This window comes from Rahnella sp. PAMC25559 (assembly GCF_050632365.1).
GTDB classification, from domain to species: domain Bacteria; phylum Pseudomonadota; class Gammaproteobacteria; order Enterobacterales; family Enterobacteriaceae; genus Rahnella; species Rahnella rivi.
The window spans coordinates 52,898-75,451 of sequence record NZ_CP192544.1; the positions used below are offsets into that span (position 1 = coordinate 52,898).

The following is a 22,554-nucleotide window of genomic DNA, read 5'->3' on the forward strand; positions in this document are numbered from 1 at the left end:
CTGATGGCTGGCGCTTAACCTGGAGCCGTTTACTTTGGTGGAAAACTCAGGCGCAGCGAATTAACCGCGTGAAGGAAAAATAAACATGGCTAAGGCGTTTGATTTCCAGCTGACGGCGGACGACCGGGTTTCTGAGTCAATTCAGAGCATTGATGATGCAGTAAAAAAACTGCTCCCACAGCTGAATAATGCGCGGACAGGATTACAGCTTGGTGGTCGGCAGTCCTCTGAAGGTGTTGACGAGATCAGCGAAAGGCTGGGGGATTTGGCAAAAAATGCCAAAGATGGCGTGCAGTTTATCGGCGATCTTGTGCCTCCTCTGAAAATGGTCGGAGGCCTGACACTGGGGCTGGGAGGGTTAGCCAGCGTTTTTAACGCGGTGAAGTCAGGCATTCAGGGTTATGCAAATGCCGGTTATAAAATTGACACGACGGCCAAAAATATCAGCACAACGACCCGCGCCTATCAGGAACTGACCGGGGCAATGATCGAGAACGGGTCTGCGCGCGATGCGGCAGAAGGGTCAGTTTCTGGACTTTATCAGCGCGCAAACGATGCGCTGAATATGCGCGATGACGGCTTTCTGGCGCTGACTTCGCAGCTGGGTATCAAGATCAGCAAAACAAAGGAAGGGGTCGCGGATGTTGCAAAGCTGATGGATGACCTGAATAAGGTCATGCTTCAGCAGTCCCCGGCAAGACAGGCGCTGATTGCACAGGTGGGGGGCTTCTCGCCCGAGCTGTTAAGTTTTTTGCGTCAAAGTACTGACCAGGTGCAAAAGTTGAAAGATCAGGCCCAGCGAGATGGGCTGATTTTTTCTGATAAAGATGTGCAAAACGCGCTGGCGTTTCGTAACCAGCTAAATCACATATCTGCTTCTTGGGACGGATTACTGATGAAAGCACAGGTTAATCTGGGCAAGGACCCTACCATTCAAGGAGTTTTTGATAGTGCCTCCCAAGTTATGCAACACGGGTTTGATACTGCCACAGTGGGATCGTTGATGGATTTCAACTCCGGAGGAAAGCAGGCAGACCGTATCAGGGAAGCTTTAAAGGATGAAAAATTCAAGAAAACGTTATCGTGGGATGAAAAGTTAGACCTGAACATGGGTTATGCGTCCGGGGATTTGGTAAAGAAACTGAATAGTTTTTATGGGCCTACGGATAAAGCAAAGCTGCTTCAGCAGGATGTGAAAGGCCTTTACGTACAATCCCCGTATTCACCAGACACAAACTCACCACCCATGTCCTATAACCAGTCCGGTGGTGGCAATGCTCGCGGTATTCGAAACAACAATCCCGGTAACTTGCGGGTTGCCCCGAACGCGGTCGGAAATGATGGCGCCTTTGCCGTTTTTGATAAGCCGGATGATGGCTTAGCAGCCATGAGCCGGCAGTTACAGCTTTATGGCGATCGCGGGAATAATACGCCCTACGGTATTATTCATACTTACGCCCCCAGTAGCGAAAACAATACGCAGGCATATATCAACGCCATTACTGGTGATACGGGATATGGTGCTCATGAGCAACTTGACCTAAGTGACCCCGCTACCCTTAAGCGTATGATGGCCGCCATGATCCGTCATGAGAATGGGAGCCAGCCATACAGCGAAAAGGACATCGACAGCGGCATAAATCAGTCAATGACGGACCCGAAGTGGCAGGGGCTTCGCGACCCGACTCGCCTTGCTTACCAGCGCGATCAGTATTCTGACTGGTTAATTAATGGTCCTTCATCTCCCGAGTCTGCCTCCATTAATCAGCCAGCAAAAGCAGATGGTACCAACATCAACGCTCCTGCTACCGGCTCTCCGAATGGGGCTGTACTGGATACCCAGAAACTGGGAGAAGTTATTTCTACCGCGCTGAAAGACAGTAAAAGTGAGATAGAAGTAACGCTTATCAACGGACGAACCGGAGAGCGAAAAAAAGTTTCCGGATCTGGCGGAAAAGTCACTACGGCGATGTCGCCACCATGAAACCATCAACCTGACCCGCTTCAGCGGGTTTTCCTTTTTTGGGGGATAGGATGCCACTGATTCAAGATGCTCTGTCTTCACTGTTGGGTTTTTCAGGCGACACGTGGCACTGGCGAGATCATATTCATCCCGCCTCATTTCGCGGCGTGCCTTTCGCGGTCGTGGACGGTGACGGAAGCTTTGGCCGCCGGCAGGCCGTGCATGAGTACCCTTATCGTGATTCGGTCTGGGTGGAAGATATGGGGCGCTCTACCCGCCGCCTGACGCTCTCCGGCTTTATTATTCAAAGCAGCCTGGTTTACAGCGCGCCGGACGTGATGACCCAACGCGACAATTTGATTGCCGCCTGCGAAAGCCTGGGCGCCGGTACGTTGGTCCATCCGACGCTGGGCGAGCTGACGGTCAGCATTCCCGAAGGCGGACTGCGGCTGCGAGAAAGCAAAGACTCAGAGCGCGTGTTTGAATTTTCGCTGACCGTTATTGAGTCAGGGCTGCGGGTGTTCGCGGTGACCGGCGCGGTTTCTGCGGCCTCGACTGTACAAACGTCCTGGCTGGCGCTGGCTGCCAAATCAGCGGCCACCTTCATAGCCGAGGTTAACTCTGATATTCGCACGGTAAATCAGGCAATAAAAACGCTCAAAAGTACGGTTTCCTTCTGGACCAGCATGGTAACGCGTACCGCCAATGAAGCGACAAACCTCAGTAACACCCTGAAATCGACGTTCGGCAGCACCCGATATGGGCGTTATAACACCGGGACGGTGGGCGGCAGCGCGTCGGGTGCAACCACCACCGCGTCATCAGATGCAGACACCGATGATTATGAGCTGTTGGTTTCACAAAAAATGGCCGCTTCAGTCGAGGACAGGGCACTAACGCAGGCATCAACTGCCAGCCTGCTTGCCTCAACCAGCATCGCGGCCTACGCCGACGGTGCGCTGGACGTGATTAACGCGTTATTAGCCAGTGAGGTAAAAGGACTGGATCTGGTTCGCATGCTGGAAACGCTTTCGGGTTTTTCTGACACAACTTACCGACCTGACAACAGCGACAGTAGTATCACCCGGTCAACACAGATTTACCTGATCACGCTGTCCGCGGGGGCGATGGCCTATGCCGCTTCTCAATATGAACCGGCAAGCTATGACGAGGCAACGGTATTACTTCAGCGGACGGTGTCTGTGATCGACACGGTATCTCTTGCAGCGGCTGATGCGGGCTATGACGCGGTATTCAGTGAACTGACCGTGCTTAAAACGACTGTCAACACCACGTTGAAAGAAAAGGGAGCTCTTCTGGCCAATGTATCAACCGTTACGCAGGCAAAGTCATTACCTGCATTGAACCTGGCTAACAAATTTTATCAGGATGCTGCCCGCACCGAGGGGTTGGTTAAAATGGCCGATCCGGTTCATCCGGCATTTATGCCGCTTTCTTTTAGGGCGCTGACATCATGAATGACGAAATGACGTTAACTATCGGCGGGAAAATACTTTCCGGCTGGGATCAGGTACGGATAACCCGCAGCATTGAGCGCATGCCGAGCGATTTTGATCTGTCGCTGATGGATGAATTCCCCGGAAGTGATGAAAAGCAGCTGGTGAAAGAGGGCGATCCGTGCGTAGTAAAGCTGGGCGATGATACGGTTATCACGGGATATATCGACCGGTGGGCACCGATGATTTCAGCCACGCGGCATGAGGTCAGGGCGACCGGAAGAAGCAAGTGTCAGGATCTCGTGGACTGTTCAGCTAAATGGAACAACAACGTGATCACCGGCGCAACACCGCTGCAAATCGCTCAGCGTCTGGCGGCACCCTACGGCATTACGGTGTCGAGCGACGTGACAGACATGGAAAATGTCCCGCAGTTCACGCTTAACTGGGGAGAAAGTTCTCAGGAAATTATCGACCGCATCACACGCTGGGCCGCACTCCTTTATTACGATCTGCCAGACGGCAGTCTTTACCTGACGCGCGTTGGCACAAAAAAAGCGGCCAGCGGCGTATCTCAGGGCGTCAATATTGAGGCTGCCGCCTATGAGGCTTCAATAGATGAGCGGTTTTCCGAATATACCGGCGTTTCGATGTCTATCAATCCACTGGTCGACGATAGCGGGTATGGTGCGGTCACGAAGGCCACGGCCAACGATCCGGACGTGGTAAAGATGCGTTATCGAAATCGCATCATCATCGTCGAAAGCACGATGAACACCACCGAGCTGGCGCAGCAGGCGATTGACTGGGAGATGAACCGCCGTTACGGCCGTTCTAAAACACTGCAGGTCACCATTGATAACTGGCGCGACAGCGCCGGTAAGCTTTGGGAACCGAATACGCTGATCCCGGTCAACATTCCAAAAATGGGGATCAATGACGCGCTGTGGCTGCTGGCCGAGGTGACCTTTCTCAAAGACGATCGCGGTACCGCGGCGCAAATGGTGCTGATGCCGCCGGCGGCGTTCTCCGTACAGCCTTACCGTTTCTACAGCCTGATCCCGGAGTTGAACCGATGACAGCAATCAGCACGCTATACCGCAGGGCCATGATGATGTTGGGGGTAGGGCGGGCCACGCTGACCAACGACGCCGGCGGTGTTCAACAGATTCAGTATGAGACGCCCCTTGAGGTTAAAAACAATACCCCGCGGCTGATGGAGTTTGGGTTTTCATCATCGCTTCCGCCTGATGCTGACGTGCTTATCGCCTATCTTTCCGGTGACCGCTCAAACGCCGTAGTCATTGCCTCCGGGCATAAGGGTAGCCGAAAAACAGGACTCAATTCAGGGGAAACCATTCTTTACAACCTGTGGGGGATGCACGTGAAGTTGACGGAAACAGGACTTGAGGTAGATGCAGTCGGACAGCCAGTGACGGTGATAAATTCGACGAAAGTGACCATTGTTGCTTCAGAAGAAATCTATGCCGATACGCCAGTGCTGAAGTGCGCGGGCGACATCATTGATAATGCAGGCAGCAATACCACCACCCTGAAAAATTTGCGCGACACCTACAACGAGCACGATCACGTTGTAAGAAACGTGCAGAGCGGCGGCTCATCCCCGACCAGTGAAAAACCGGGAGAAAAAGTCGAATGACCGACATTACAACGCTCTGGAATGCGGAACAATCCGCGGGGGATTGGGTTGAAGCATCCGGCGACCTTCAGGAGGGTGACGATCTCCATACGGCCATCCTGATCAGCCTTTTCACTGACCGGCTGGCGCGTGTCGATGATGATTTTGACGGGGAGGATCGCCGGGGTTGGTGGGGAGATGTCGATCAGGATTACCCGGTGGGTTCGCGCCTCTGGCTTCTTCGCCGGCAAAAGCTCACGGTGTCCACGGCCAACAAGGCCGAGAATTATGCTTCCGAGGCTCTGAAGTGGCTCATCGATGATGGCGTAGTCGCCAGTATTACGCCTGTCACCCAGATAGTGTATCCGAACAGACTCAACCTTGTTATTACATATCAAAAGCCGGGATTCAGTGCTGTTACAAAGCGCTATTTCTGGGTCTGGGAGTCTAAATAATGCCCTACAATCGGCCTACACTCAGCGAGCTGCGTGCGCGCAATCTCGCCGCGATCGAGTCAGAATTAAAAGGGGTAGGCACCCCCTTAAGATTTTCTAACCTCAGCATCCTCGGCACCGCAGACGCGGGCCTTGCGTATCTTCACTACGGCTATCTCGATTGGATAGCCAAACAGTCGGTACCCTGGAGCGCAACGGACGAGAATCTGGCAGGTTGGGCGGCGCTGAAAAGCGTGACGCAAAAAGCCGCCCATGCGGGAACCAGCAATGGGGCATTGTTTACCGGATCGGTTGGGAAATCGATACCAGCAGGCACGGTGCTTAACCGAGGAGATGGGTATCAGTACACGACGAGCGGGCAGGTGATTATAGGTCCTGATGGAACGGCCACCGCTATTGTCACCGCCGTGCTCCCTGATCCTAGCGAGGATCCGACAGGTGGGGGCGCGGAGGGTAACACCCCAGCTGGGACGCAACTGTCACTCGACACCGCTATCTCCGGCATTGACTCCGTTGTGACGCTCATCACGGCGGTCACCGACGGCGCAGACATTGAAAGCGAAGAGGCTTTCCGCACCCGCATGCTGCTGGCCTACCAGAATACCCCTCAGGGTGGGAATCACGATGATTATGAATCGTGGGCGCTCGCCGTCTCCGGGGTAACACGGGCATGGACCGCCCGACGGCTTATGGGGGCCGGAACGGTCGGGGTATATATCATGACCGATGGCACTGATACCTCAAACAACGGATTTCCCGTTGGTACGGATGGCATTTCCGAACTGGAAAATTGGTCAGCGGTAAAAGCCACCGGGGAGCAGGGGCGCGTGGCCAACTATATTTACCCACGCCAGCCTGTCACCGCCCTGGTATACGTCTGCTCCCCAATTAAGAAAACGGTCAATTTTATCATTGATGGAATTTCGACGGCCGACAGTACGACGACGGCGGCGATTAACGCGGCGATAGACGGTGTGTTTTTCGAGTCAGGGGATCCGACGGGAGGAAAGGTCCTGCTTTCCGATTTGGTTATTGCTTTGAGTAACGTGAGCGGCACCAGCGGATTTATTCTGACCTCACCCGCCGCGAACATAATGACTACGACAGGGGAACTCCCCGTCCGCGGAACGGTAACTTACACATGAGCCGATATTCAGTCGCGGACTATACGTCTGCATTGCAGGGATTATTGCCCACGGGATTAGTTTGGCCGCGAAAAAATGACGGCGTTCAGTCTGCGGTACTTCGGGCGTTGGCGCGGTCTTATCAGAAAAGTGATGATTCCGCGTTAGCGCTGCTGGAGGGCGCTTTTCCTGCAACAGCAACCATCATGTTAACCGACTGGGAAAAGACACTTGGCCTTCCCGATGATTGCGCGATTGGAGAAAATGACAGTATTGCAATAAGGCAAAAAGCGATCCTATCCAAGCTTTTCAGCACGGGTGGACAGTCAGCCAACTATTTCATTGGGGTCGCGAAAGCGTTGGGGTATGACATTACCATTCAGGTCTACCGGCAGGCCCGCGCTGGCATGTCGGTGTGTGGCGATCCGTTAAACGGTGAAGACTGGCCTTCTACCTGGTTGGTAACTGCCCCCCAAACGACGATGACCTACGCACAGGCCGGGCAGTCCTATGCCGGCGACCCCCTTAGATCATGGGGGAACAGACGTTTGGAATGTCGTTTAAGTAAATTAGCACCTTCTCATACGATAGTTAAATTCGGTTACACCAACTAACAATCAACCTACTGGCGAACGTTTAGCACCTAACGGTGAGGGATTTTTTATGCAAAAAATTGGGGATGTGACGCCAACGGCTGACATCAACGGCGAATGGACTAACGGGAACGTTGCTGCGGGAGCGGCACCCACGATGCTTGATGCTGCATGGTTAAACTCGGTTCAGCGTGAACTCATTGCTATTTTGAGCGCAGCAGCGATTGCTACTGACCCCTTAAATGATGGGCAAGTAATTAATTCTCTGAAAAAGCTATTTTTGCAGACCTCGAATAATTTATCGGAGATTAAAACTGCAGGTACAGCAGCTCAGTTATCAGCTCGTGCAAATATTGCAGCCGCGGCGTTGGCGGGCCTAGCCACACAAGTGTTTTCAGTGTCGACAGCTACAGCGAATGCGCATGCTGTGAATCTTTTGCAACTCAACAATGCGATTTCAGCTTTATCTCTCGGGAATGCGTCAACAAAAACGGTAGGCACGGGGGCAAACCAAATCCCGGACATGAACTCGTTCACATCATCAACAACCTGGTTCAAATTGCCTTCAGGCAAAATTGTTCAGACGGGTGTTTTTTCTACCACCACTTCAGGGAATACGATAATTAATTTTCCTGTTCCATTCCCAACTGCATGCCGGTCAATTGTTGCAACTCAGCAGGATACAACCTTCCCGAACATCATTGGTTGCATACCGTTAGGAACGACTCAGTTCAGGACGACCACCTGGAATTACAATGGCGGAGCCGTATCAGGAACGTCGGTTGCATATATAGCGATAGGGGATTAATAGATGGAAAAGTATTTATATAGCGCAGTGGACAACGCTTTTTATCCTTACTCACTTGAAGATGAATACAAGGCAGCTGGCTCATGGCCGGAAGATGGGATTGACGTAGAAGAATCACTATTTCAAGACTTCACCGCAGATGTTCCTACAGGCAAGGTTAGAGTCGCCGGAGATGACAAATTACCGGCATGGGGGGATGTGTCAGCCTTAACCCACGATGAATCTGTGGCTCAGGCGAAAGAGACTAAAGCCCAATTAATTTCATCTGCAAAACAAGCCATCAGCATTTGGCAATCAGAACTGTTAATGGATGAGATCAGTGATGCAGATAAAACTTCTCTGAAGTTATGGATCTCCTATATCAAGGAAATTCAGGCGGTAGACATAACACAGCCTGGTAGTATCGAATGGCCGACACCCCCCGCTAATAATTCCCTTGAGTGACTAATGTAAGTTTTCTGTAAATATTTTCATCATCTGACATTTCTTTGCAATGCAGTTAGGAGTATCTTAAGGCGTGTGAATGATGATTCATGTTAACGGAGTGCCTTAAAGTGAAAATCAGTAAGATATTTTTGTGTGCAGCGCCTCTCTTGTTAGTTGCAGGGATTGCATACGGTAATTTCAATGGTGGCAGTGAGCCAGATTATGTGTTGGATGCAATGAGCGCGGTCAGCAACAAAATGTCCTACTCATTCGGGATTTCAAAGTGTAAGTCCGTTCAGCATGATGAAGTGAAATGGGATATCGCTTGCAGTTCAGCGTATACTCCAACTGCTTTAAGCTTCTCCGTGCAGCCTGCAGAAAAGGCGCCTTATGATGTAGCGACGCCATTCTATCTGGTAGCAAGAAATGAAGCTGCGAGAAAGGCATCGGGCGAAGGGTTGCTGAGCTTTTTGATGATCAATACTGTCGATAAGTCAGACGATATGAAAGTGATAGCAGCTAACTAATTTTTTAGATTGGCACATGCTAGAAATAGAACCCTCTTTGGAGGGTTTTTACATATTGATATTTTCTAATTAGTAATTTTTATCCACATCGTCATCCGCTACTTAACCACCCACCAAATCAGCACGACTAAGATCTCCAGAACGATGAGTACTATCAGCATAATTTTCACGAAATCTATGACCTAAAATGGCTGGTAAGCTTCTCTTCAAGCTTACTCTTGCTTTTTATAACAGCGAAAAATAATTGAAAACAGATCGTTTTCGACGGTACGCCCTGTATATAAACCCCTTCTCTTGTCGATCATTACATATTTAGCTAAACCATTAATAAGGTTAGGAAAATCCGTAATGAGGGAACATATGGACGAATCAAAAATGTACGCCAAGATGTGTGTGATTCTTGGGGATGTTGTCTTTGGCTTGCGAAAAAGTGGTTACGAAATCAGCCGCGAGAACTTGATAAAGTTTTTCGCTAATAAGCGTATGCATTGCACTAATGATCGAGAGGCTGAGTGTTACCAGTCTATTATCAATAAGCTTTCTGATGCATAAAAAAAGCCCGCTAAAGGCGGGCAATAAACATCAGTTTCTACATTAGTAATCTGTTCGGGTAGAACGGGATAATCATAGCGTGGTAATAATTATCCAATCTATAGGATAACTAGCCATAAGTGGCTGTGTTCGCTCAATGGGAATGTTAGGGCGTAAAAAAGCCCCCGCGAACGAAGGCCAGTGAATCGCCACTAAATTTAGTTTTGGAACGAGAGCAATGCTCCCGAAAGCATATTAGTAGCTATTGAAAATTTGGCTTACTGAATTGAGTTTTGAAATTAAAGAAAGTTCAGTGTCCTTTCACGTGTAAAAAAAAGCCCGCTCGGTCGGCGGGCTAAAATCAAAGTTATCAATATTACTTACGCTCAGGATGGTGATTAATCCACCCATTTAAAGTATTAGCATGGTTTAAGTAAATCTGTCATTTTTCCGTAAAAAAAAGCCCGTGTTAACGACGGGCTATCAGAAGGTAGGGGACTCATGGCCTTGGCAGGCTTGCTGATCTTGTGTCAGCTATTCTCATTCTAGATGAATTTTGGAGAAAGTTTAGGCTTTGTATAAACTTCACACTAAATTTCCATTTAGGATTGCACATGACACTATCAGATTGATTGGAGTTTCTATGCCTGGGACCAATTCTTTATTTAGAGAGGCATGTACATTAATTGGTGAGTGTTACCTCATGCTTTCTAAAGATGATGCGTGTGTGAGTAGGAGCCGGATTGCCTTATGGCTTGAACGAACTCAGGAAGAGGTCGTTGAATCAAATGGAAGTCAAGACGACGCATTACGGCTGGCGATAGAGCACCTAAGAGTCTATTGAATCACAGGCACAAAAAACCCGGCGCAGTGGCCGGGTTATATTTCAAAATTTACTGATCAGCAATTCAACGTGCATAATGCCCCCTTACTCCACACCGAGCCAGTTACCGGCATCATCAAACATCTCCTCAACAATCCCCGCCAGAACTGCCCTCTGTGCCTTGCTGGCGTCCGTGTTGATGCCGCTGAGCGTCACCATCAGTTTAACCTTCACGTCAGTATCAGGGAAGGTGCCATGCACGCGCTTGGTAAGTTCCGCCAGGATCAATGCGTTGGCGTTCGGTACACCGGCCATATTTCTTTTGTCGTAAATCAGCTCAACAAACATAAAATCGCCCAAACAAATTAACTGGCTATACATACAGTGATATTTGTTTTAATAAAATAAAACCCTTCTGCAAAACTAGTTTTAATTCGTTGAAACATATAGGGATAGGAAGAGTGATATGCAAACCAAAAAACTTGTTAATTCGCTCACATTTCCCATATAAAACAATCATTTAGCATGCCTTTAATTACCTAGGATTTCGGTATGGGTATCAGTGCAGGTGCAGCTTATGCCTCTTCTGACCGTACTAATGATCAAACTGCTGATAACCGTGGTGACAAAGCTGACGTCTGGACAATTGGCGCGAAATACGACGCAAATAATGTCTACCTGGCGACCATGTATGCTGAAACCCGTAATATGACCATGTACGGCGATGACGGCATTGCAAATAAAACGCAGAACTTTGAAGTCACGGCACAATATCAATTCGACTTCGGTCTGCGTCCGGAAGTTTCTTACCTGCAGTCTAAAGGTAAAGACCTGAACAACGGCAATGGCGGAAAAGACAACGACAAAGATCTGGTTAAATACGTTTCTGTTGGCGCGAACTATTACTTCAACAAAAATATGTCCACCTACGTTGATTACAAAATCAACCTGCTGGACAACGATGATGATTTCTACGAAAACAACGGTATCTCTACCGATGATGTTGTTGGCGTTGGCATGATCTACCAGTTCTAATTTCCTGACCAAAAGTCTTAGAAATAGCCTAAAGAAAACCCATCTCCGGATGGGTTTTTTTGTGCCCAAAACGTGACTTTCTGTGCGTTAACGCCGTCCCCGCCTTCAATAATGCAACAGTCTTTGTTATATTATTGACCAGCTCACGTACAGGGTTATTCCTCTGTGATACGGTGCTTAACCTAAGACTTGGTTTCTCAGGACAATGAAATGTTAGATTATCGCTTTCCGACAGCCATGCAGATGGTGTTTTGTATCGCTCAGTCCCAAAAGGCTGAACAGCGCTGCACCAGTGCGATCTTAGCTACAGGTCTGGAAGCCAACTCCAGCTTCATCCGCAAACTGATGGTGCCACTGACTCAGCATGGCATTATCGTCTCAACGCTTGGCCGTACCGGCTCGATTCATCTTGGCCGCCCGGCGGAAGACATTACGCTGCGTGATATTTACTGCGCCGTGATTGAAGATAAACGCCTGTGGGCCGCACGTCCCGATGTGCCTGCCCGCTGTGTTGTCAGCGCCAATGCCTGTACCTATTTTAAAAATATCGTGAATGAGGCTGAAGAGGCGTCGTTGCAGGTGCTGGGTCGCCATACGGTAGCCGATGCGCTGGCCGAGTTTGAGCGTGGCGGCAAGTACAAATGCACCAAAGACCTGGCTGCGGAATACGCAGATAAGTCGCTCTGCACGAAATAAACATCAGCCATCTGATACTCACTTCGCGACATTCAGACGTAAAAAAGCCGGGATAATTTCCCGGCTTTTTGCTTTCTGTCATAACCAATCAGACTGTCTGCGTCTCCTGCACCGCATGCTTACGCGTCACCAGCTTGCGCAGTGCCACATAAAATACCGGCGTCAGGAACAACCCGAACAGCGTTACCCCCAGCATTCCGGAGAAAACGGTGATGCCCGTGACGCCGCGCACTTCTGCACCAGCGCCGTGACCGAGGATCAGCGGGATTGTCCCGGCAATAAAGGCAATGGACGTCATGACGATAGGGCGCAGACGCAGGCGACAGGCTTCGAGCGCCGATTCCACAATCCCTTTGCCCTGCATCTCCAGCTCGCGGGCGAATTCGACAATCAGGATGGCGTTTTTACATGCCAGCCCCATCAGCACCACCAGCCCGACCTGAACAAAGACGTTGTTATCACCCCCTGTCAGCCACACGCCAAACAGCGCTGAAAGCATGGTCATCGGCACAATCAGGATCACCGCCAGCGGCAGCGTCCAGCTCTCATAAAGTGCAGCCAGTACCAGAAACGCCAGCAGAACCGACATCGGGAAGACAATCAGCGCGGCGTTACCCTGTGTAGATTGCTGATAGCTCAGATCTGTCCATTCGATATTCATGCCATTTGGCAGGAGGTTTTTGGACATTTCTGTCAGCTCGGTCATGGCTTGTGTCGAAGACAAAATGCGCGGATCAGCATCACCAATCAAATCTGCCGCCGGATAACCGTTATAGCGGATAACCGGATCAGGCCCGTAAGTGGTGGTGATGTTCAGCATACTGCCGATCGGCACCATTTCACCTTTGTCATTTCGGGTACGCAGGTTGGCGATGTCTTCCACGCTGTCGCGGAACTGGCCGTCAGCCTGCGCCATCACTTTCCAGGTGCGTCCGAACCGGTTGAAGTCATTGATGTATGACGAACCAAGATACACCTGCAAGGTACTGAACAAATCATCGAGAGAAACGCCCTGCGCTTTGGCTTTATCACGGTCAATATGCGCATCCAGCTGCGGCACGTTGGCCTGATAAGAGGAGATAGGGAAGCCCATCCCCGGCGTTTGCATAATCGAACCGGACATCGTGTTGATCGCCGTCTGCAACGCGCCGTAGCCCAGACCTGCACGATCCTGAATGTACAGCGAGTAGCCGGAACCCTGACCTAATCCGAGAATTGGCGGTGGCATAATCGAGAAGGCGAAACCTTCCTGAATCTGCGAGATCTTGGCGTTGATTTCGGCGTTAATTTCCGCCGCCGTGCGGGTACGTTCGCCCAGCGGTTTCAGCGCAAAGAACACCGTGCCGGTATTTGGCGTATTGGTGAACTGCAAGGCGTTCAGCCCCGGAAATGCCACAGCATCACTGACGCCGTCGGTGCTCAGCCCCAGCGCACTGATCTTGCGAATCACGGCATCCGTACGTGACAGCGATGCCCCTTCCGGCATTTTCACCCCGGCAATCAGGTACAACTTATCCTGCGTCGGTATAAAGCCGCCCGGCACCATTTTGAACATCAGCGCAGCGCCGCACAGCAGCAGAACGTAAACCGCAAAGACGGCACCACGTCGTCCGAGCGTTTTTGACACCGCATTCTGATAACCGTGTGAACTGGCGTTAAAGAAGCGGTTAAACGGACGGAAAATCCAGCCGAACAGACGGTCGATCAGTCTTGATGGCATGTCCTTTGGCGCGCCGTGCGGCTTCAGCAACAGGGCTGCCAGAGCAGGGGAGAGCGTCAGGGAGTTAATCGCCGAAATCACGGTGGAGATGGCAATGGTGACCGCAAACTGTTTGTAGAACTGACCGGTGACGCCGGAAAGGAACGCCATCGGCACAAAGACCGCACACAGCACCAGCGCGATCGCAATGATTGGCCCGGACACTTCCCGCATTGCCTGATGTGCCGCCTCCCTTGGTGCCAGACCTTCCTCGATATTTCGCTCGACGTTTTCCACCACCACAATGGCGTCATCGACCACGATGCCTATCGCCAGCACCAGCCCGAAAAGACTGAGCGTGTTGAGCGAGAAACCGAGCAAATACAGAATGCTGAATGTGCCGATAACCGAAATCGGTACCGCGAGTAACGGGATAATCGACGCACGCCAGGTTTGCAGGAACAGGATCACCACCAGCACAACCAGCACGACGGCTTCCAGCAGCGTATGCACCACAGCACTGATAGAATCACGCACAAACACCGTCGGGTCATACGGCGCCCGCCAGGTCATGCCTTCCGGGAAGCGGGTCGCCAGCTCGGCCATTTTGGCGCGAACGGCATCAGAAAGATCAATCGCGTTAGCGCCCGGTGACTGGAAGATACCGATACCGACCGCATCTTTATTGTTCAGCTGCGAGCGCAGGGCGTAACTTCCGGAGCCCATTTCAATACGCGCAACGTCGCGCAAACGAACGATTTCGCCGTTATCACCGCTTTTCAGGATGATATTGCCGAACTCTTCTTCGTTCTTGAGCCGCCCCTGGGCGTTGATCGACAACAGATAGTCGCTGTCTTTTGGCAGCGGTTCTGCACCGAGCTGACCGGCAGACACCTGAACGTTTTGCTCACGCATTGCCGTGACAACGTCACTGGCTGTCAGCCCACGCGCCGCCACTTTGTTGGGATCGAGCCAGACACGCATTGCGTATTCGCCCGCACCAAAAATCTGAATCTGGCCGACCCCCGGCAAACGCGCCAGTTCGTCCTTCACCTTCAGCGTGGCGTAGTTGCTCAGGTATAACGAATCGTACTTACCGGAAGGCGACACCAGATGCACCACCAGCGTTAAGGTCGGTGATTGCTTCTGCGTCGTTACCCCCTGACGGCGTACATCTTCCGGCAGACGCGCTTCGGCCTGCGCCACGCGGTTCTGCACCTGAACCTGTGCCTGATCCGGATCGGTACCCGGACGGAACGTCACGGTGGTCACCAGCACGCCGTCGGAACCGGCGACCGATTTCATGTACACCATGTTTTCAACGCCGTTGATGGCTTCTTCCAGCGGCGTCGCCACGGTTTCTGCAATCACTTTCGGGTTGGCACCCGGATATTCCGCGCGTACCTGTACGCTCGGCGGGACCACGTTCGGGTATTCGCTGACCGGCAGCAGGGGAATGGCAATCGCCCCGGTGACTAAAATCAGAATCGACAAAACGGCGGCGAAAATCGGCCGGTCGATGAAAAAGCGGGAAAAGTCCATGAGTCAGAATTCTCTTTTATTTAGCGGCGGCAGGAGTGACGCTGTTGGCCGCCATGCTGACGGTTTTGGCGTTAACGGGCATACCCGGCATAAAGACTTTCTGAACGCCGTCAATAATCACGCGGTCACCCGCTTCCAGACCTTTCTGCACAATACGTAAACCACCGGAAATCCGGCCAACTTCCACATCGCGACGCTGTGCTTTACCGTCTTTATCAACCACGTAAACAAATTTACGATCCTGATCGGTCAGAACGGCTTTATCGTCCACCAGCACGGCGCTGAATTCCGCGCTGCCCGGTAACTGCACGCGGGCGAACAGGCCCGGCGTAAAGGTGCGATCACGGTTATCCAGCAGGGCGCGCATACGGATGGTGCCGGTACCTGAGTTGAGCTGATTATCCGTAAAGTCGACCACGCCCTGATGCGGATAGCCGTCTTCACCCACCAGACCGACGTGCACCGGCAAACGGGACTGCGGGGTGTCATTGCGCTGGCCATCACGCGCCATCGCCTGATAGCGCAGGAAAGTACCTTCATCGACATCAAAATAGACATACACCGTGTCCAGCGACACCAGCGTGGTCAGTACGCTGGCGGTGTCGCCTGCGGTCACCAGATTGCCGGTGGTGATCATCGCGCGGCTGGCGCGGCCATCAATCGGAGAGGTCACACGGGTGAAATCCAGATTCAGCTGCGCCATGTCCAGCTGTGCCTGAGCGGCGAGCACATCAGACTGTGCCTGAGATGCTGCCGAACGACGCTGCTCGGCGATTTCAGTGGAAATGGCCTGCGTGCCAATCAGTTTTTCTGTGCGGGAGGACTCGCTGCGGGTCAGGCTGGCCTGATTGCGGGCACGCACCAGTTCAGCCTGTGCCTGCTCCTGAGCCGCGCGGTAGGTGCGGTCATCAATGGTAAACAGCACCTGACCTTTCTTCACTTCCTGGCCTTCCTGATAATTCACTTTATCGATATAGCCGGACACACGCGGGCGAAGCTGAACACTTTGCACCGCTTCCACACGTCCGTTAAATGCATCCCACTGACTGATTTGTTTAATCAGCACGTCGGCCGCACTGACCTGAGGGGCTGGGGGCGCGGCGTTTTGTGCCACGCTGTTATCACACCCGGCGAGCAGGGCGACCATGAACGCAACCCCTGAAAGGCGCAAAGTCAAAGGCGTACCGCGCAAGCGGTCGCGTGCAACAACCAACGGTTTTTGCAGGTTTTTCATTATTTTTATTTCCAGTGAGTAAGTGCTGTCAGGCAATACAACCGGTCTGTCCTCCGGGTAACGTCCTTTGCCTGATCTGACTTTTTTGGGACTTGTGCCGTTCATCAGCACAATTATGTATCAATGTCTGATACAATTGATTCGAGGGAATTGTAGGGACGCCGCTACTAAAGTGCAAGAAATACTGTTACACTTTCTGTGCTGTTTTACAGAACGTTTACTTCAGGGAGCGTGACTATCCCGTACCGACACATTAAATGCAATAGTAAAACTTGCATTTAATCGCAAAGTGCGTCAGTTTAGAAAAAGACGCCCTCGGGGGGCGGCAACAAACTGAATAAGAGACAGGAGAAAGCCCATGAGAACCGAGGATTTCATTCACGACCTGATCGACTGGATCGATCACAATCTGGAAGAGCGACTGGATATTAAGACCGTCGCAAAACGGGCAGGGTATTCGCGCTGGTACCTGCAACGCATGTTTAAAGAACATACCGGCCTGCCGATGGGTGAATTCATCCGTGAGAAAAAGCTCAAGAAATCTGCCGATATGCTGGCAAGCAGCCGTGAGCCTATCGTCAGCGTGGCGATCTCGCTGGGCTTTGATTCTCAGCAATCCTTTACCCGCAGTTTCAAACGTCAGTTTGGACAGACTCCGGGTGACTGGCGTCGCGGTCTGACCATGGCCACCGAGTGCCAGGGGTCGATGCACTAAGCGCGCCGCCCGTTACCGATTTCAGTACCGCTGGCCCGGCTCCCGCCGGGCAGTGATTTTGCGTTATCCTTCGTTCCACCTTCGTTCAACACCTTCGTTAACACGCCTTTGCACACTCTTCTGCTTAATTTCCAGCCTGCGCGGTTTTACTGTCATGCGTTTGCACTGTGCATTCTTTCAGGACGTGATCAACCCAACAAAAAACGACATCAAAGTTCATCTAAATTGAAATGATGTTTCATTTTCTTGAGTTGCGCGAATTTTATCGCTAAACTTCTCCCCATCAGTTCGTAGCCGGGCATTGCCCGACTCATTCTTGTGTGACGGAAAAGCGCATTCGCCTCCGTTTTATGGAAAAAGGAAACATCATGATTCTGGATAATTTTTCACTGAAGGGAAAAGTCGCCGTGGTGACCGGGTGCGACACCGGTCTGGGCCAGGGTATGGCCATCGGTCTGGCGGAAGCCGGCTGTGACATCGTGGGGATCAACATCGTTGAGCCTGCCGAAACCATTGAAAGAATTGCGGCGACTGGCCGTCGTTTTCTCAGCCTGACCGCCGATCTCAGCGACACCAAAGTGATCCCGGCGTTGCTGGAGCGTGCCGTTGCCGAGATGGGTCATCTGGATATTCTGGTGAACAACGCCGGGATTATTCGCCGTGAAGACGCCATCGACTTCAGTGAAAAGAACTGGGACGACGTCATGAACCTGAACATCAAATCCGTGTTCTTCATGTCTCAGGCGGTAGCGAAGCAATTCATTGCGCAGGGCACCGGCGGTAAAATCATCAATATTGCGTCGATGCTTTCCTACCAGGGCGGTATCCGTGTACCTTCTTATACCGCATCGAAAAGTGCCGTGATGGGTGTAACCCGTCTGCTGGCGAACGAGTGGGCGAAACACAACATCAACGTCAACGCGATCGCACCGGGTTACATGGCGACCAACAATACCCAGCAACTGCGCGCCGATGAAGCCCGCAGCGAAGAAATTCTCAGCCGCATTCCGGCCGGGCGCTGGGGTTTACCGTCTGACGTGATGGGGCCGGTTGTCTTTCTGTCTTCCACGGCATCCGACTACATTAATGGCTACACGATTGCCGTCGATGGCGGCTGGCTGGCGCGTTAATCCCGCCAAACCTCATTCATCCATAGAAGCATTCACAGACAGCAGCGGATAAAACCGCTGCCTAAAGAGGAAATCTCATGAAAATTGCATTGATGATGGAAAACAGTCAGGCCGCGAAAAACGCGATCATTCTTAAAGAACTGAACGCGGTTGCGTCCGAAAAAGAGTATCCGGTGTACAACGTCGGCATGTCTGACGAGCAGGATCATCACCTGACTTACATCCATCTGGGCATCATGGCCAGCATTCTGCTGAACTCAAAAGCGGTCGATTTCGTGGTCGCGGGCTGCGGCACCGGGCAGGGCGCACTGATGTCACTGAACATACATCCGGGCGTTAACTGCGGTTACTGTATTGATCCGGCAGATGCGTTCCTGTTTGCCCAAATCAACAACGGTAACGCGCTGTCGCTGCCTTTCGCCAAAGGTTTTGGCTGGGGCGCAGAGCTGAATGTGCGTTTCATCTTCGAAAAAGCCTTCACCGGCGTGAAAGGTCAGGGCTATCCGGCGGACCGTAAAGAACCGCAGGTGCGTAACGCGGGCATTCTGAATCAGGTCAAAGCGGCGGTGGTAAAAGAAAACTACCTTGATACCCTGCGCGCTATCGATAAAGAACTGGTGAAAACCGCTGTCAGCGGCGAACGCTTCCAGAAATGCTTCTTCGAAAATGGTCAGAATAAAGAGATCGAAAACTTCGTGCGTGAAATCCTCGCATAAGCTATCCCTTTATTTGAGATCAAAAAAACCGGTGCTGAAATCAGCACCGGTTTTTTATTTTCCTGAAGGCCAGCCGGTCAGAGGAAGTCTTGTCTCTGCGGTGTAAAGGTATCTAACAGCACGCCTTTCTCCAGGCATACGCAGCCGTGCATAATATAAGGTTTTTTATACAGCGTATCGCCCGCCGACACTTCCAGCGTCTCTTCGCCGATCGTGAATTTAAAACGCCCCGACAGCACGTAAGTCAGTTGCTCATGCACGTGATTGTGCATCGGGCCGACGGCACCTTCTTCGAAATATACTTCAACCGCCATCATGGTGCCGTCATGCGCCAGAACGCGACGGCTCACACCGTCGCCCAGGTCCTGCAGAGGAATATCTTTTCTAAAAATGAACATCGTTTAGTCCTTACGTAATGAACTGAGCAGGGCGTCAGGAATTTCCGCCAGATACAGGGCAGGCAATCCTTCAGAATCGGTAGTGAATAACACATGGCGATCGTCTGGTGAAAAAGAGGGGTGCGGATGCGTGACCTGACGGTCGCCATCCAGCACGCGCCATGAACTGTTGTGTGCCGCAAGCGGAGCATGCTGACGGGTTTTGGCATCAAAAATATACAACCACGGATCGTTTTCAATCGTATGGCTGGCGGTGTCTTTTACATCCACCGGCGTGCCGGAACCGTCGCCCACCAGCAGCGTGCCGTTTTCGTTGCTCATCAGATGCGAACAGGCAGGCATGGTCATCAGGGAGATGTCTTCCCCGGTCTGCGGATCAAAGCGACGGATATGACGATCGTGCTGGCCTTTCAGATACGACACATACATCAGCGCCGATCCGTCCGGCACCCAAAACTCATGCGTGCAGCTTTCCCCCGGCGCATGTTCTTTCACCTTGCGTACCTGGGTGCCGTCTTCATTCACCAGCCACATCCGCGCATCCACCAGATCGTGCGGCCCTTCGTGGCAAAACGCGACGGTACTATCATCATAAGGACGATAAATAGGATGACCGAGCCATTCATTTTTCTCATGAATCACGCGGGATTTACCGTTCAATAAATCGACACGCAACAACCGGCAGTGCGGATTGCTGTGGTAGAACTCCTGGAAGATTTTCCAGTCTGACAACGGCGTCCAGTCTTCGCGACTGATTTCAATGCCCACCAGGCTGGTGCATTCACTGTTAGCCACCCATGTCCCGTAACCAACCCATTCTTCCGGCACCTGATACACCGTGGTTTCACTGAAATCATCCAGTTTCACCCGTTGTAAACGACGCTCATTCTTGACGTAATACAGGTATTGATCGTCCGGAGAAAGGAATCCGCCAAAGGTGTTATCCCCCTGACCTTCGGTCAGTTGCACCGCTTTCTGGCTGCTGAGATCCAGAAGATAATAGTTACGGTGCCCGTCAAATTCCCCTGCAAACAAAACCTTAGAGCCATCGCGGGTAAAACATTTCTGATAAAAATAGTTGCGATGACACAGAACATCCGGCGGCGTCAGTCGCGTGACGCGGGCACCGGTCTGTGGATCCTGAACCGTGTGAAAACTGAATTGAATCTGAGAACCTTTCGCCATGATTCACCTCGTAAGTGGCAACAAAATCAGCCGTGTGGTTGGCTTTATTTTATTAATTGAAATGATATTTCATTAAATTGAAAACACATTACCACTTAGCACAGTCACATGATGGCAGACGCTGTTGAAAATGTAAGGTTGATCACATTTTTCCCTTCTGTAAAAAACATTCTATAATGTCATGGTTTGGCAAATAACAATTGATACCCGAAATACATTAAGGGTACTGAACAGAATACCTCTCGCTTGAAACAGTGGAGATATTTGAAAAAGGGATGTACATGATTAGATTGAGAAAGAAACGCGTTAAACCGATGCAAATCAACGATATCACCATCATTGACGACACCAAACTCAAGAAGGCGATCACGGCGGCTGCGTTGGGAAATGCCATGGAGTGGTTTGACTTCGGTGTGTACGGTTTTGTGGCATTTGCGCTGGGCCAGGTGTTCTTCCCTGGTGCAGATCCCGGTATTCAGATGATTGCCGCACTGGCAACATTCTCGGTTCCGTTCCTGGTCAGGCCTCTGGGCGGTCTGTTCTTTGGTGCGCTGGGTGATAAGTTTGGTCGTCAAAAAGTCTTGTCCGTCACGATCATTATCATGTCGGTCAGTACCTTCTGTATCGGGTTGATCCCCGGTTACGCTACCATCGGTATCTGGGCTCCGATCCTTCTGTTGCTGGCAAAACTGGCGCAGGGCTTCTCTGTGGGCGGTGAATACACCGGTGCCGCGATTTTTGTCGCCGAATACTCGCCGGACAGAAAACGTGGCTTCCTCGGCAGCTGGCTGGACTTCGGCTCGATCGCCGGTTTCATCCTGGGTGCGGGCGTCGTCGTATTGATCTCCAGCATTGTGGGTGAAGCAAACTTCCTCGAGTGGGGCTGGCGTATTCCGTTCTTCATCGCCGCACCGCTGGGCCTGATCGGTATCTACCTGCGTCATGCGCTGGAAGAAACCCCGACCTTCCAGCAGCACGTGGATAAAATCGACAGCGATTCACGTAAAGACATTGCAGAGCCGCCGAGAGTTTCTTTCCGCGAGATCCTGACCAAACAGTGGAAACCGTTAATCGTCTGCGTCGGTATGGTTATCGCCACTAACGTCACTTACTACATGTTGCTGACGTACATGCCGAGCTACCTGTCGCACAGCCTGCACTATTCAGAAGACCACGGTGTGCTGATCATTATTGCCATTATGGTCGGTATGCTGTTTGTCCAGCCGTTCATGGGCATGCTGAGTGACCGTTTTGGCCGTAAGCCGTTTATTCTGATCGGCAGCGTGGGGCTGTTTATTCTGTCCATCCCGTGCTTCATCCTGATTAACAGCGGCGTGATTGGCCTGATCTTCTTAGGTCTGCTGATCCTTGCGGTGTTGCTCAACTGCTTCATCGGTGTGATGGCTTCGACATTACCGGCCATGTTCCCGACGCACATCCGTTACAGTGCGCTGGCGATTGCCTTTAACGTGTCAGTGCTGATAGCCGGTCTGACGCCGACCATCGTCGCCTGGCTGGTAGAATCCACCAATAACCTGTACATGCCCGCGTATTATCTGATGGTGGTGGCAGTGATTGGTCTGATCACCGGTATCTTCATGAAAGAAACCGCAAACCGTCCGCTGAAAGGCGCTACGCCAGCGGCCTCTGACCGTGCAGAAGCGAAAGAAATTCTGCAAGAGCACCATGACAATATCGAACACAAGATCGAAGATATTGATGCACAGATTGCTGAACTTCAGGCGAAAAGAAAGAACCTGATCGATCAGCATCCTGAAATCAACTGATCCCGATCTGATGCCGTTCCGGGCCGGTCAGCATTGCTGACCGGCTTTTTTTTTCCTTCCGCCGCATTTTT

At 51.6% G+C, this 22,554-nt stretch carries 21 protein-coding genes and 1 pseudogene; 17 read left to right on the forward strand and 5 right to left on the reverse strand.

The features are described from left to right. Nucleotides 1-85 precede the first annotated feature (85 nt). The 11 genes from ACQZQY_RS22775 (at nt 86) to ACQZQY_RS22825 (ending at nt 9,544) form a co-directional block, all read left to right on the forward strand. Nucleotides 86-1,984 (forward strand): hypothetical protein, encoded by a 1,899-nt coding sequence (locus tag ACQZQY_RS22775; RefSeq protein ID WP_431297273.1) that lies wholly within the window; start codon nt 86-88, stop codon nt 1,982-1,984. A gap of 50 nt (nt 1,985-2,034) precedes the next feature. After that, nucleotides 2,035-3,441, forward strand: a complete 1,407-nt coding sequence (locus ACQZQY_RS22780; protein ID WP_431297510.1) for a DNA circularization protein — start codon at nt 2,035-2,037, stop codon at nt 3,439-3,441. Then, nucleotides 3,438-4,499, forward strand: coding sequence for a phage baseplate assembly protein (locus ACQZQY_RS22785; protein WP_431297274.1), 1,062 nt, complete (start codon nt 3,438-3,440; stop codon nt 4,497-4,499). The genes ACQZQY_RS22780 and ACQZQY_RS22785 overlap by 4 nt, the downstream gene beginning before the upstream one ends. Beyond that, complete coding sequence (locus ACQZQY_RS22790; RefSeq protein ID WP_431297275.1) at nt 4,496-5,080, forward strand: phage baseplate assembly protein domain-containing protein; 585 nt, start codon at nt 4,496-4,498, stop codon at nt 5,078-5,080. Before ACQZQY_RS22785 ends, ACQZQY_RS22790 begins: the two co-directional genes overlap by 4 nt. Continuing rightward, nucleotides 5,077-5,514, forward strand: coding sequence for a phage GP46 family protein (locus ACQZQY_RS22795; RefSeq protein WP_431297276.1), 438 nt, complete (start codon nt 5,077-5,079; stop codon nt 5,512-5,514). Before ACQZQY_RS22790 ends, ACQZQY_RS22795 begins: the two co-directional genes overlap by 4 nt. Then, nucleotides 5,514-6,659, forward strand: a complete 1,146-nt coding sequence (locus ACQZQY_RS22800) for a baseplate J/gp47 family protein (protein WP_431297277.1) — start codon at nt 5,514-5,516, stop codon at nt 6,657-6,659. The genes ACQZQY_RS22795 and ACQZQY_RS22800 overlap by 1 nt, the downstream gene beginning before the upstream one ends. Further along, nucleotides 6,656-7,252 (forward strand): YmfQ family protein, encoded by a 597-nt coding sequence (locus ACQZQY_RS22805; protein ID WP_431297278.1) that lies wholly within the window; start codon nt 6,656-6,658, stop codon nt 7,250-7,252. The genes ACQZQY_RS22800 and ACQZQY_RS22805 overlap by 4 nt, the downstream gene beginning before the upstream one ends. Before the next feature lie 49 nt (nt 7,253-7,301). After that, nucleotides 7,302-8,039: a gp53-like domain-containing protein gene (locus ACQZQY_RS22810; protein ID WP_431297279.1), complete on the forward strand. Its 738-nt coding sequence runs from the start codon at nt 7,302-7,304 to the stop codon at nt 8,037-8,039. A 3-nt stretch (nt 8,040-8,042) separates the two neighbouring features. Further along, nucleotides 8,043-8,483: a tail fiber assembly protein gene (locus ACQZQY_RS22815; RefSeq protein WP_431297280.1), complete on the forward strand. Its 441-nt coding sequence runs from the start codon at nt 8,043-8,045 to the stop codon at nt 8,481-8,483. Nucleotides 8,484-8,593: 110 nt separating this feature from the next. Then, nucleotides 8,594-8,992: a hypothetical protein gene (locus ACQZQY_RS22820; protein ID WP_431297281.1), complete on the forward strand. Its 399-nt coding sequence runs from the start codon at nt 8,594-8,596 to the stop codon at nt 8,990-8,992. Between the two features lie 360 nt (nt 8,993-9,352). Then, nucleotides 9,353-9,544, forward strand: coding sequence for a DUF2767 family protein (locus ACQZQY_RS22825; RefSeq protein WP_431297282.1), 192 nt, complete (start codon nt 9,353-9,355; stop codon nt 9,542-9,544). A gap of 907 nt (nt 9,545-10,451) precedes the next feature. On the opposite strand, the gene ACQZQY_RS22830 is transcribed toward ACQZQY_RS22825, so the two are convergent. After that, the gene (locus ACQZQY_RS22830; RefSeq protein ID WP_431297283.1) at nt 10,452-10,694 is read right to left on the reverse strand and encodes a DinI-like family protein; all 243 of its coding nucleotides are present in this window, start codon (nt 10,692-10,694) and stop codon (nt 10,452-10,454) included. Between the two features lie 195 nt (nt 10,695-10,889). Between ACQZQY_RS22830 and ACQZQY_RS22835 the strand changes: the two are divergent. Both ACQZQY_RS22835 and ACQZQY_RS22840 read left to right on the forward strand, forming a co-directional pair. Beyond that, nucleotides 10,890-11,381 (forward strand): annotated as a pseudogene (locus ACQZQY_RS22835) (porin); the annotation flags it as partial. 210 nt (nt 11,382-11,591) lie between these two features. Next, nucleotides 11,592-12,077, forward strand: a complete 486-nt coding sequence (locus tag ACQZQY_RS22840; RefSeq protein WP_056773831.1) for an RrF2 family transcriptional regulator — start codon at nt 11,592-11,594, stop codon at nt 12,075-12,077. A gap of 88 nt (nt 12,078-12,165) precedes the next feature. Here the strand turns inward: ACQZQY_RS22840 and oqxB are convergent, their stop codons facing one another. Together oqxB and ACQZQY_RS22850 are read right to left on the reverse strand one after the other, a co-directional pair. Next, the gene (oqxB, locus tag ACQZQY_RS22845; RefSeq protein WP_056773834.1) at nt 12,166-15,318 is read right to left on the reverse strand and encodes a multidrug efflux RND transporter permease subunit OqxB; all 3,153 of its coding nucleotides are present in this window, start codon (nt 15,316-15,318) and stop codon (nt 12,166-12,168) included. A 16-nt stretch (nt 15,319-15,334) separates the two neighbouring features. Next, entirely contained in the window at nt 15,335-16,465 is a 1,131-nt protein-coding gene (locus ACQZQY_RS22850) for an efflux RND transporter periplasmic adaptor subunit (protein ID WP_238485139.1), read from the reverse strand. Nucleotides 16,466-16,910: 445 nt separating this feature from the next. Here ACQZQY_RS22850 and ACQZQY_RS22855 point away from each other — a divergent pair, with 445 nt between their 5' ends. The 3 genes from ACQZQY_RS22855 (at nt 16,911) to ACQZQY_RS22865 (ending at nt 19,113) form a co-directional block, all read left to right on the forward strand. Next, entirely contained in the window at nt 16,911-17,267 is a 357-nt protein-coding gene (locus ACQZQY_RS22855) for a helix-turn-helix domain-containing protein (protein WP_056773842.1), read from the forward strand. A 368-nt stretch (nt 17,268-17,635) separates the two neighbouring features. Then, nucleotides 17,636-18,397: a 2-dehydro-3-deoxy-D-gluconate 5-dehydrogenase KduD gene (gene kduD, locus ACQZQY_RS22860; protein ID WP_056774019.1), complete on the forward strand. Its 762-nt coding sequence runs from the start codon at nt 17,636-17,638 to the stop codon at nt 18,395-18,397. A 77-nt stretch (nt 18,398-18,474) separates the two neighbouring features. Beyond that, the gene (locus ACQZQY_RS22865; RefSeq protein WP_056773844.1) at nt 18,475-19,113 is read left to right on the forward strand and encodes an RpiB/LacA/LacB family sugar-phosphate isomerase; all 639 of its coding nucleotides are present in this window, start codon (nt 18,475-18,477) and stop codon (nt 19,111-19,113) included. Between the two features lie 77 nt (nt 19,114-19,190). Here ACQZQY_RS22865 and ACQZQY_RS22870 read toward each other — a convergent pair whose 3' ends face one another. Both ACQZQY_RS22870 and ACQZQY_RS22875 read right to left on the reverse strand, forming a co-directional pair. Then, complete coding sequence (locus tag ACQZQY_RS22870; protein ID WP_056773847.1) at nt 19,191-19,511, reverse strand: cupin domain-containing protein; 321 nt, start codon at nt 19,509-19,511, stop codon at nt 19,191-19,193. Nucleotides 19,512-19,514: 3 nt separating this feature from the next. Beyond that, nucleotides 19,515-20,696 (reverse strand): oligogalacturonate lyase family protein, encoded by a 1,182-nt coding sequence (locus ACQZQY_RS22875; RefSeq protein ID WP_122096693.1) that lies wholly within the window; start codon nt 20,694-20,696, stop codon nt 19,515-19,517. 284 nt (nt 20,697-20,980) lie between these two features. Between ACQZQY_RS22875 and proP the strand changes: the two genes are divergently transcribed. Further along, nucleotides 20,981-22,483, forward strand: coding sequence for a glycine betaine/L-proline transporter ProP (gene proP / locus ACQZQY_RS22880; protein WP_056774022.1), 1,503 nt, complete (start codon nt 20,981-20,983; stop codon nt 22,481-22,483). Nucleotides 22,484-22,554 lie beyond the last annotated feature (71 nt).

Excerpts from the sequence above, each read along its gene's own strand:
- ACQZQY_RS22780 (WP_431297510.1), top strand. The coding sequence starts at position 2,035 with ATGCCACTGATTCAAGATGCTCTGTCTTCACTGTTGGGTTTTTCAGGC.
- oqxB (WP_056773834.1), bottom strand. The coding sequence starts at position 15,318 with ATGGACTTTTCCCGCTTTTTCATCGACCGGCCGATTTTCGCCGCCGTT.
- ACQZQY_RS22875 (WP_122096693.1), bottom strand. The coding sequence starts at position 20,696 with ATGGCGAAAGGTTCTCAGATTCAATTCAGTTTTCACACGGTTCAGGAT.
- ACQZQY_RS22775 (WP_431297273.1), top strand. The coding sequence starts at position 86 with ATGGCTAAGGCGTTTGATTTCCAGCTGACGGCGGACGACCGGGTTTCT.
- ACQZQY_RS22855 (WP_056773842.1), top strand. The coding sequence starts at position 16,911 with ATGAGAACCGAGGATTTCATTCACGACCTGATCGACTGGATCGATCAC.
- kduD (WP_056774019.1), top strand. The coding sequence starts at position 17,636 with ATGATTCTGGATAATTTTTCACTGAAGGGAAAAGTCGCCGTGGTGACC.
- ACQZQY_RS22790 (WP_431297275.1), top strand. The coding sequence starts at position 4,496 with ATGACAGCAATCAGCACGCTATACCGCAGGGCCATGATGATGTTGGGG.
- ACQZQY_RS22850 (WP_238485139.1), bottom strand. The coding sequence starts at position 16,465 with ATGGTCGCCCTGCTCGCCGGGTGTGATAACAGCGTGGCACAAAACGCC.
- ACQZQY_RS22830 (WP_431297283.1), bottom strand. The coding sequence starts at position 10,694 with ATGTTTGTTGAGCTGATTTACGACAAAAGAAATATGGCCGGTGTACCG.
- ACQZQY_RS22795 (WP_431297276.1), top strand. The coding sequence starts at position 5,077 with ATGACCGACATTACAACGCTCTGGAATGCGGAACAATCCGCGGGGGAT.
- ACQZQY_RS22785 (WP_431297274.1), top strand. The coding sequence starts at position 3,438 with ATGAATGACGAAATGACGTTAACTATCGGCGGGAAAATACTTTCCGGC.
- ACQZQY_RS22825 (WP_431297282.1), top strand. The coding sequence starts at position 9,353 with ATGGACGAATCAAAAATGTACGCCAAGATGTGTGTGATTCTTGGGGAT.
- ACQZQY_RS22865 (WP_056773844.1), top strand. The coding sequence starts at position 18,475 with ATGAAAATTGCATTGATGATGGAAAACAGTCAGGCCGCGAAAAACGCG.
- ACQZQY_RS22840 (WP_056773831.1), top strand. The coding sequence starts at position 11,592 with ATGTTAGATTATCGCTTTCCGACAGCCATGCAGATGGTGTTTTGTATC.
- ACQZQY_RS22870 (WP_056773847.1), bottom strand. The coding sequence starts at position 19,511 with ATGTTCATTTTTAGAAAAGATATTCCTCTGCAGGACCTGGGCGACGGT.
- ACQZQY_RS22810 (WP_431297279.1), top strand. The coding sequence starts at position 7,302 with ATGCAAAAAATTGGGGATGTGACGCCAACGGCTGACATCAACGGCGAA.
- ACQZQY_RS22815 (WP_431297280.1), top strand. The coding sequence starts at position 8,043 with ATGGAAAAGTATTTATATAGCGCAGTGGACAACGCTTTTTATCCTTAC.
- ACQZQY_RS22805 (WP_431297278.1), top strand. The coding sequence starts at position 6,656 with ATGAGCCGATATTCAGTCGCGGACTATACGTCTGCATTGCAGGGATTA.
- ACQZQY_RS22800 (WP_431297277.1), top strand. The coding sequence starts at position 5,514 with ATGCCCTACAATCGGCCTACACTCAGCGAGCTGCGTGCGCGCAATCTC.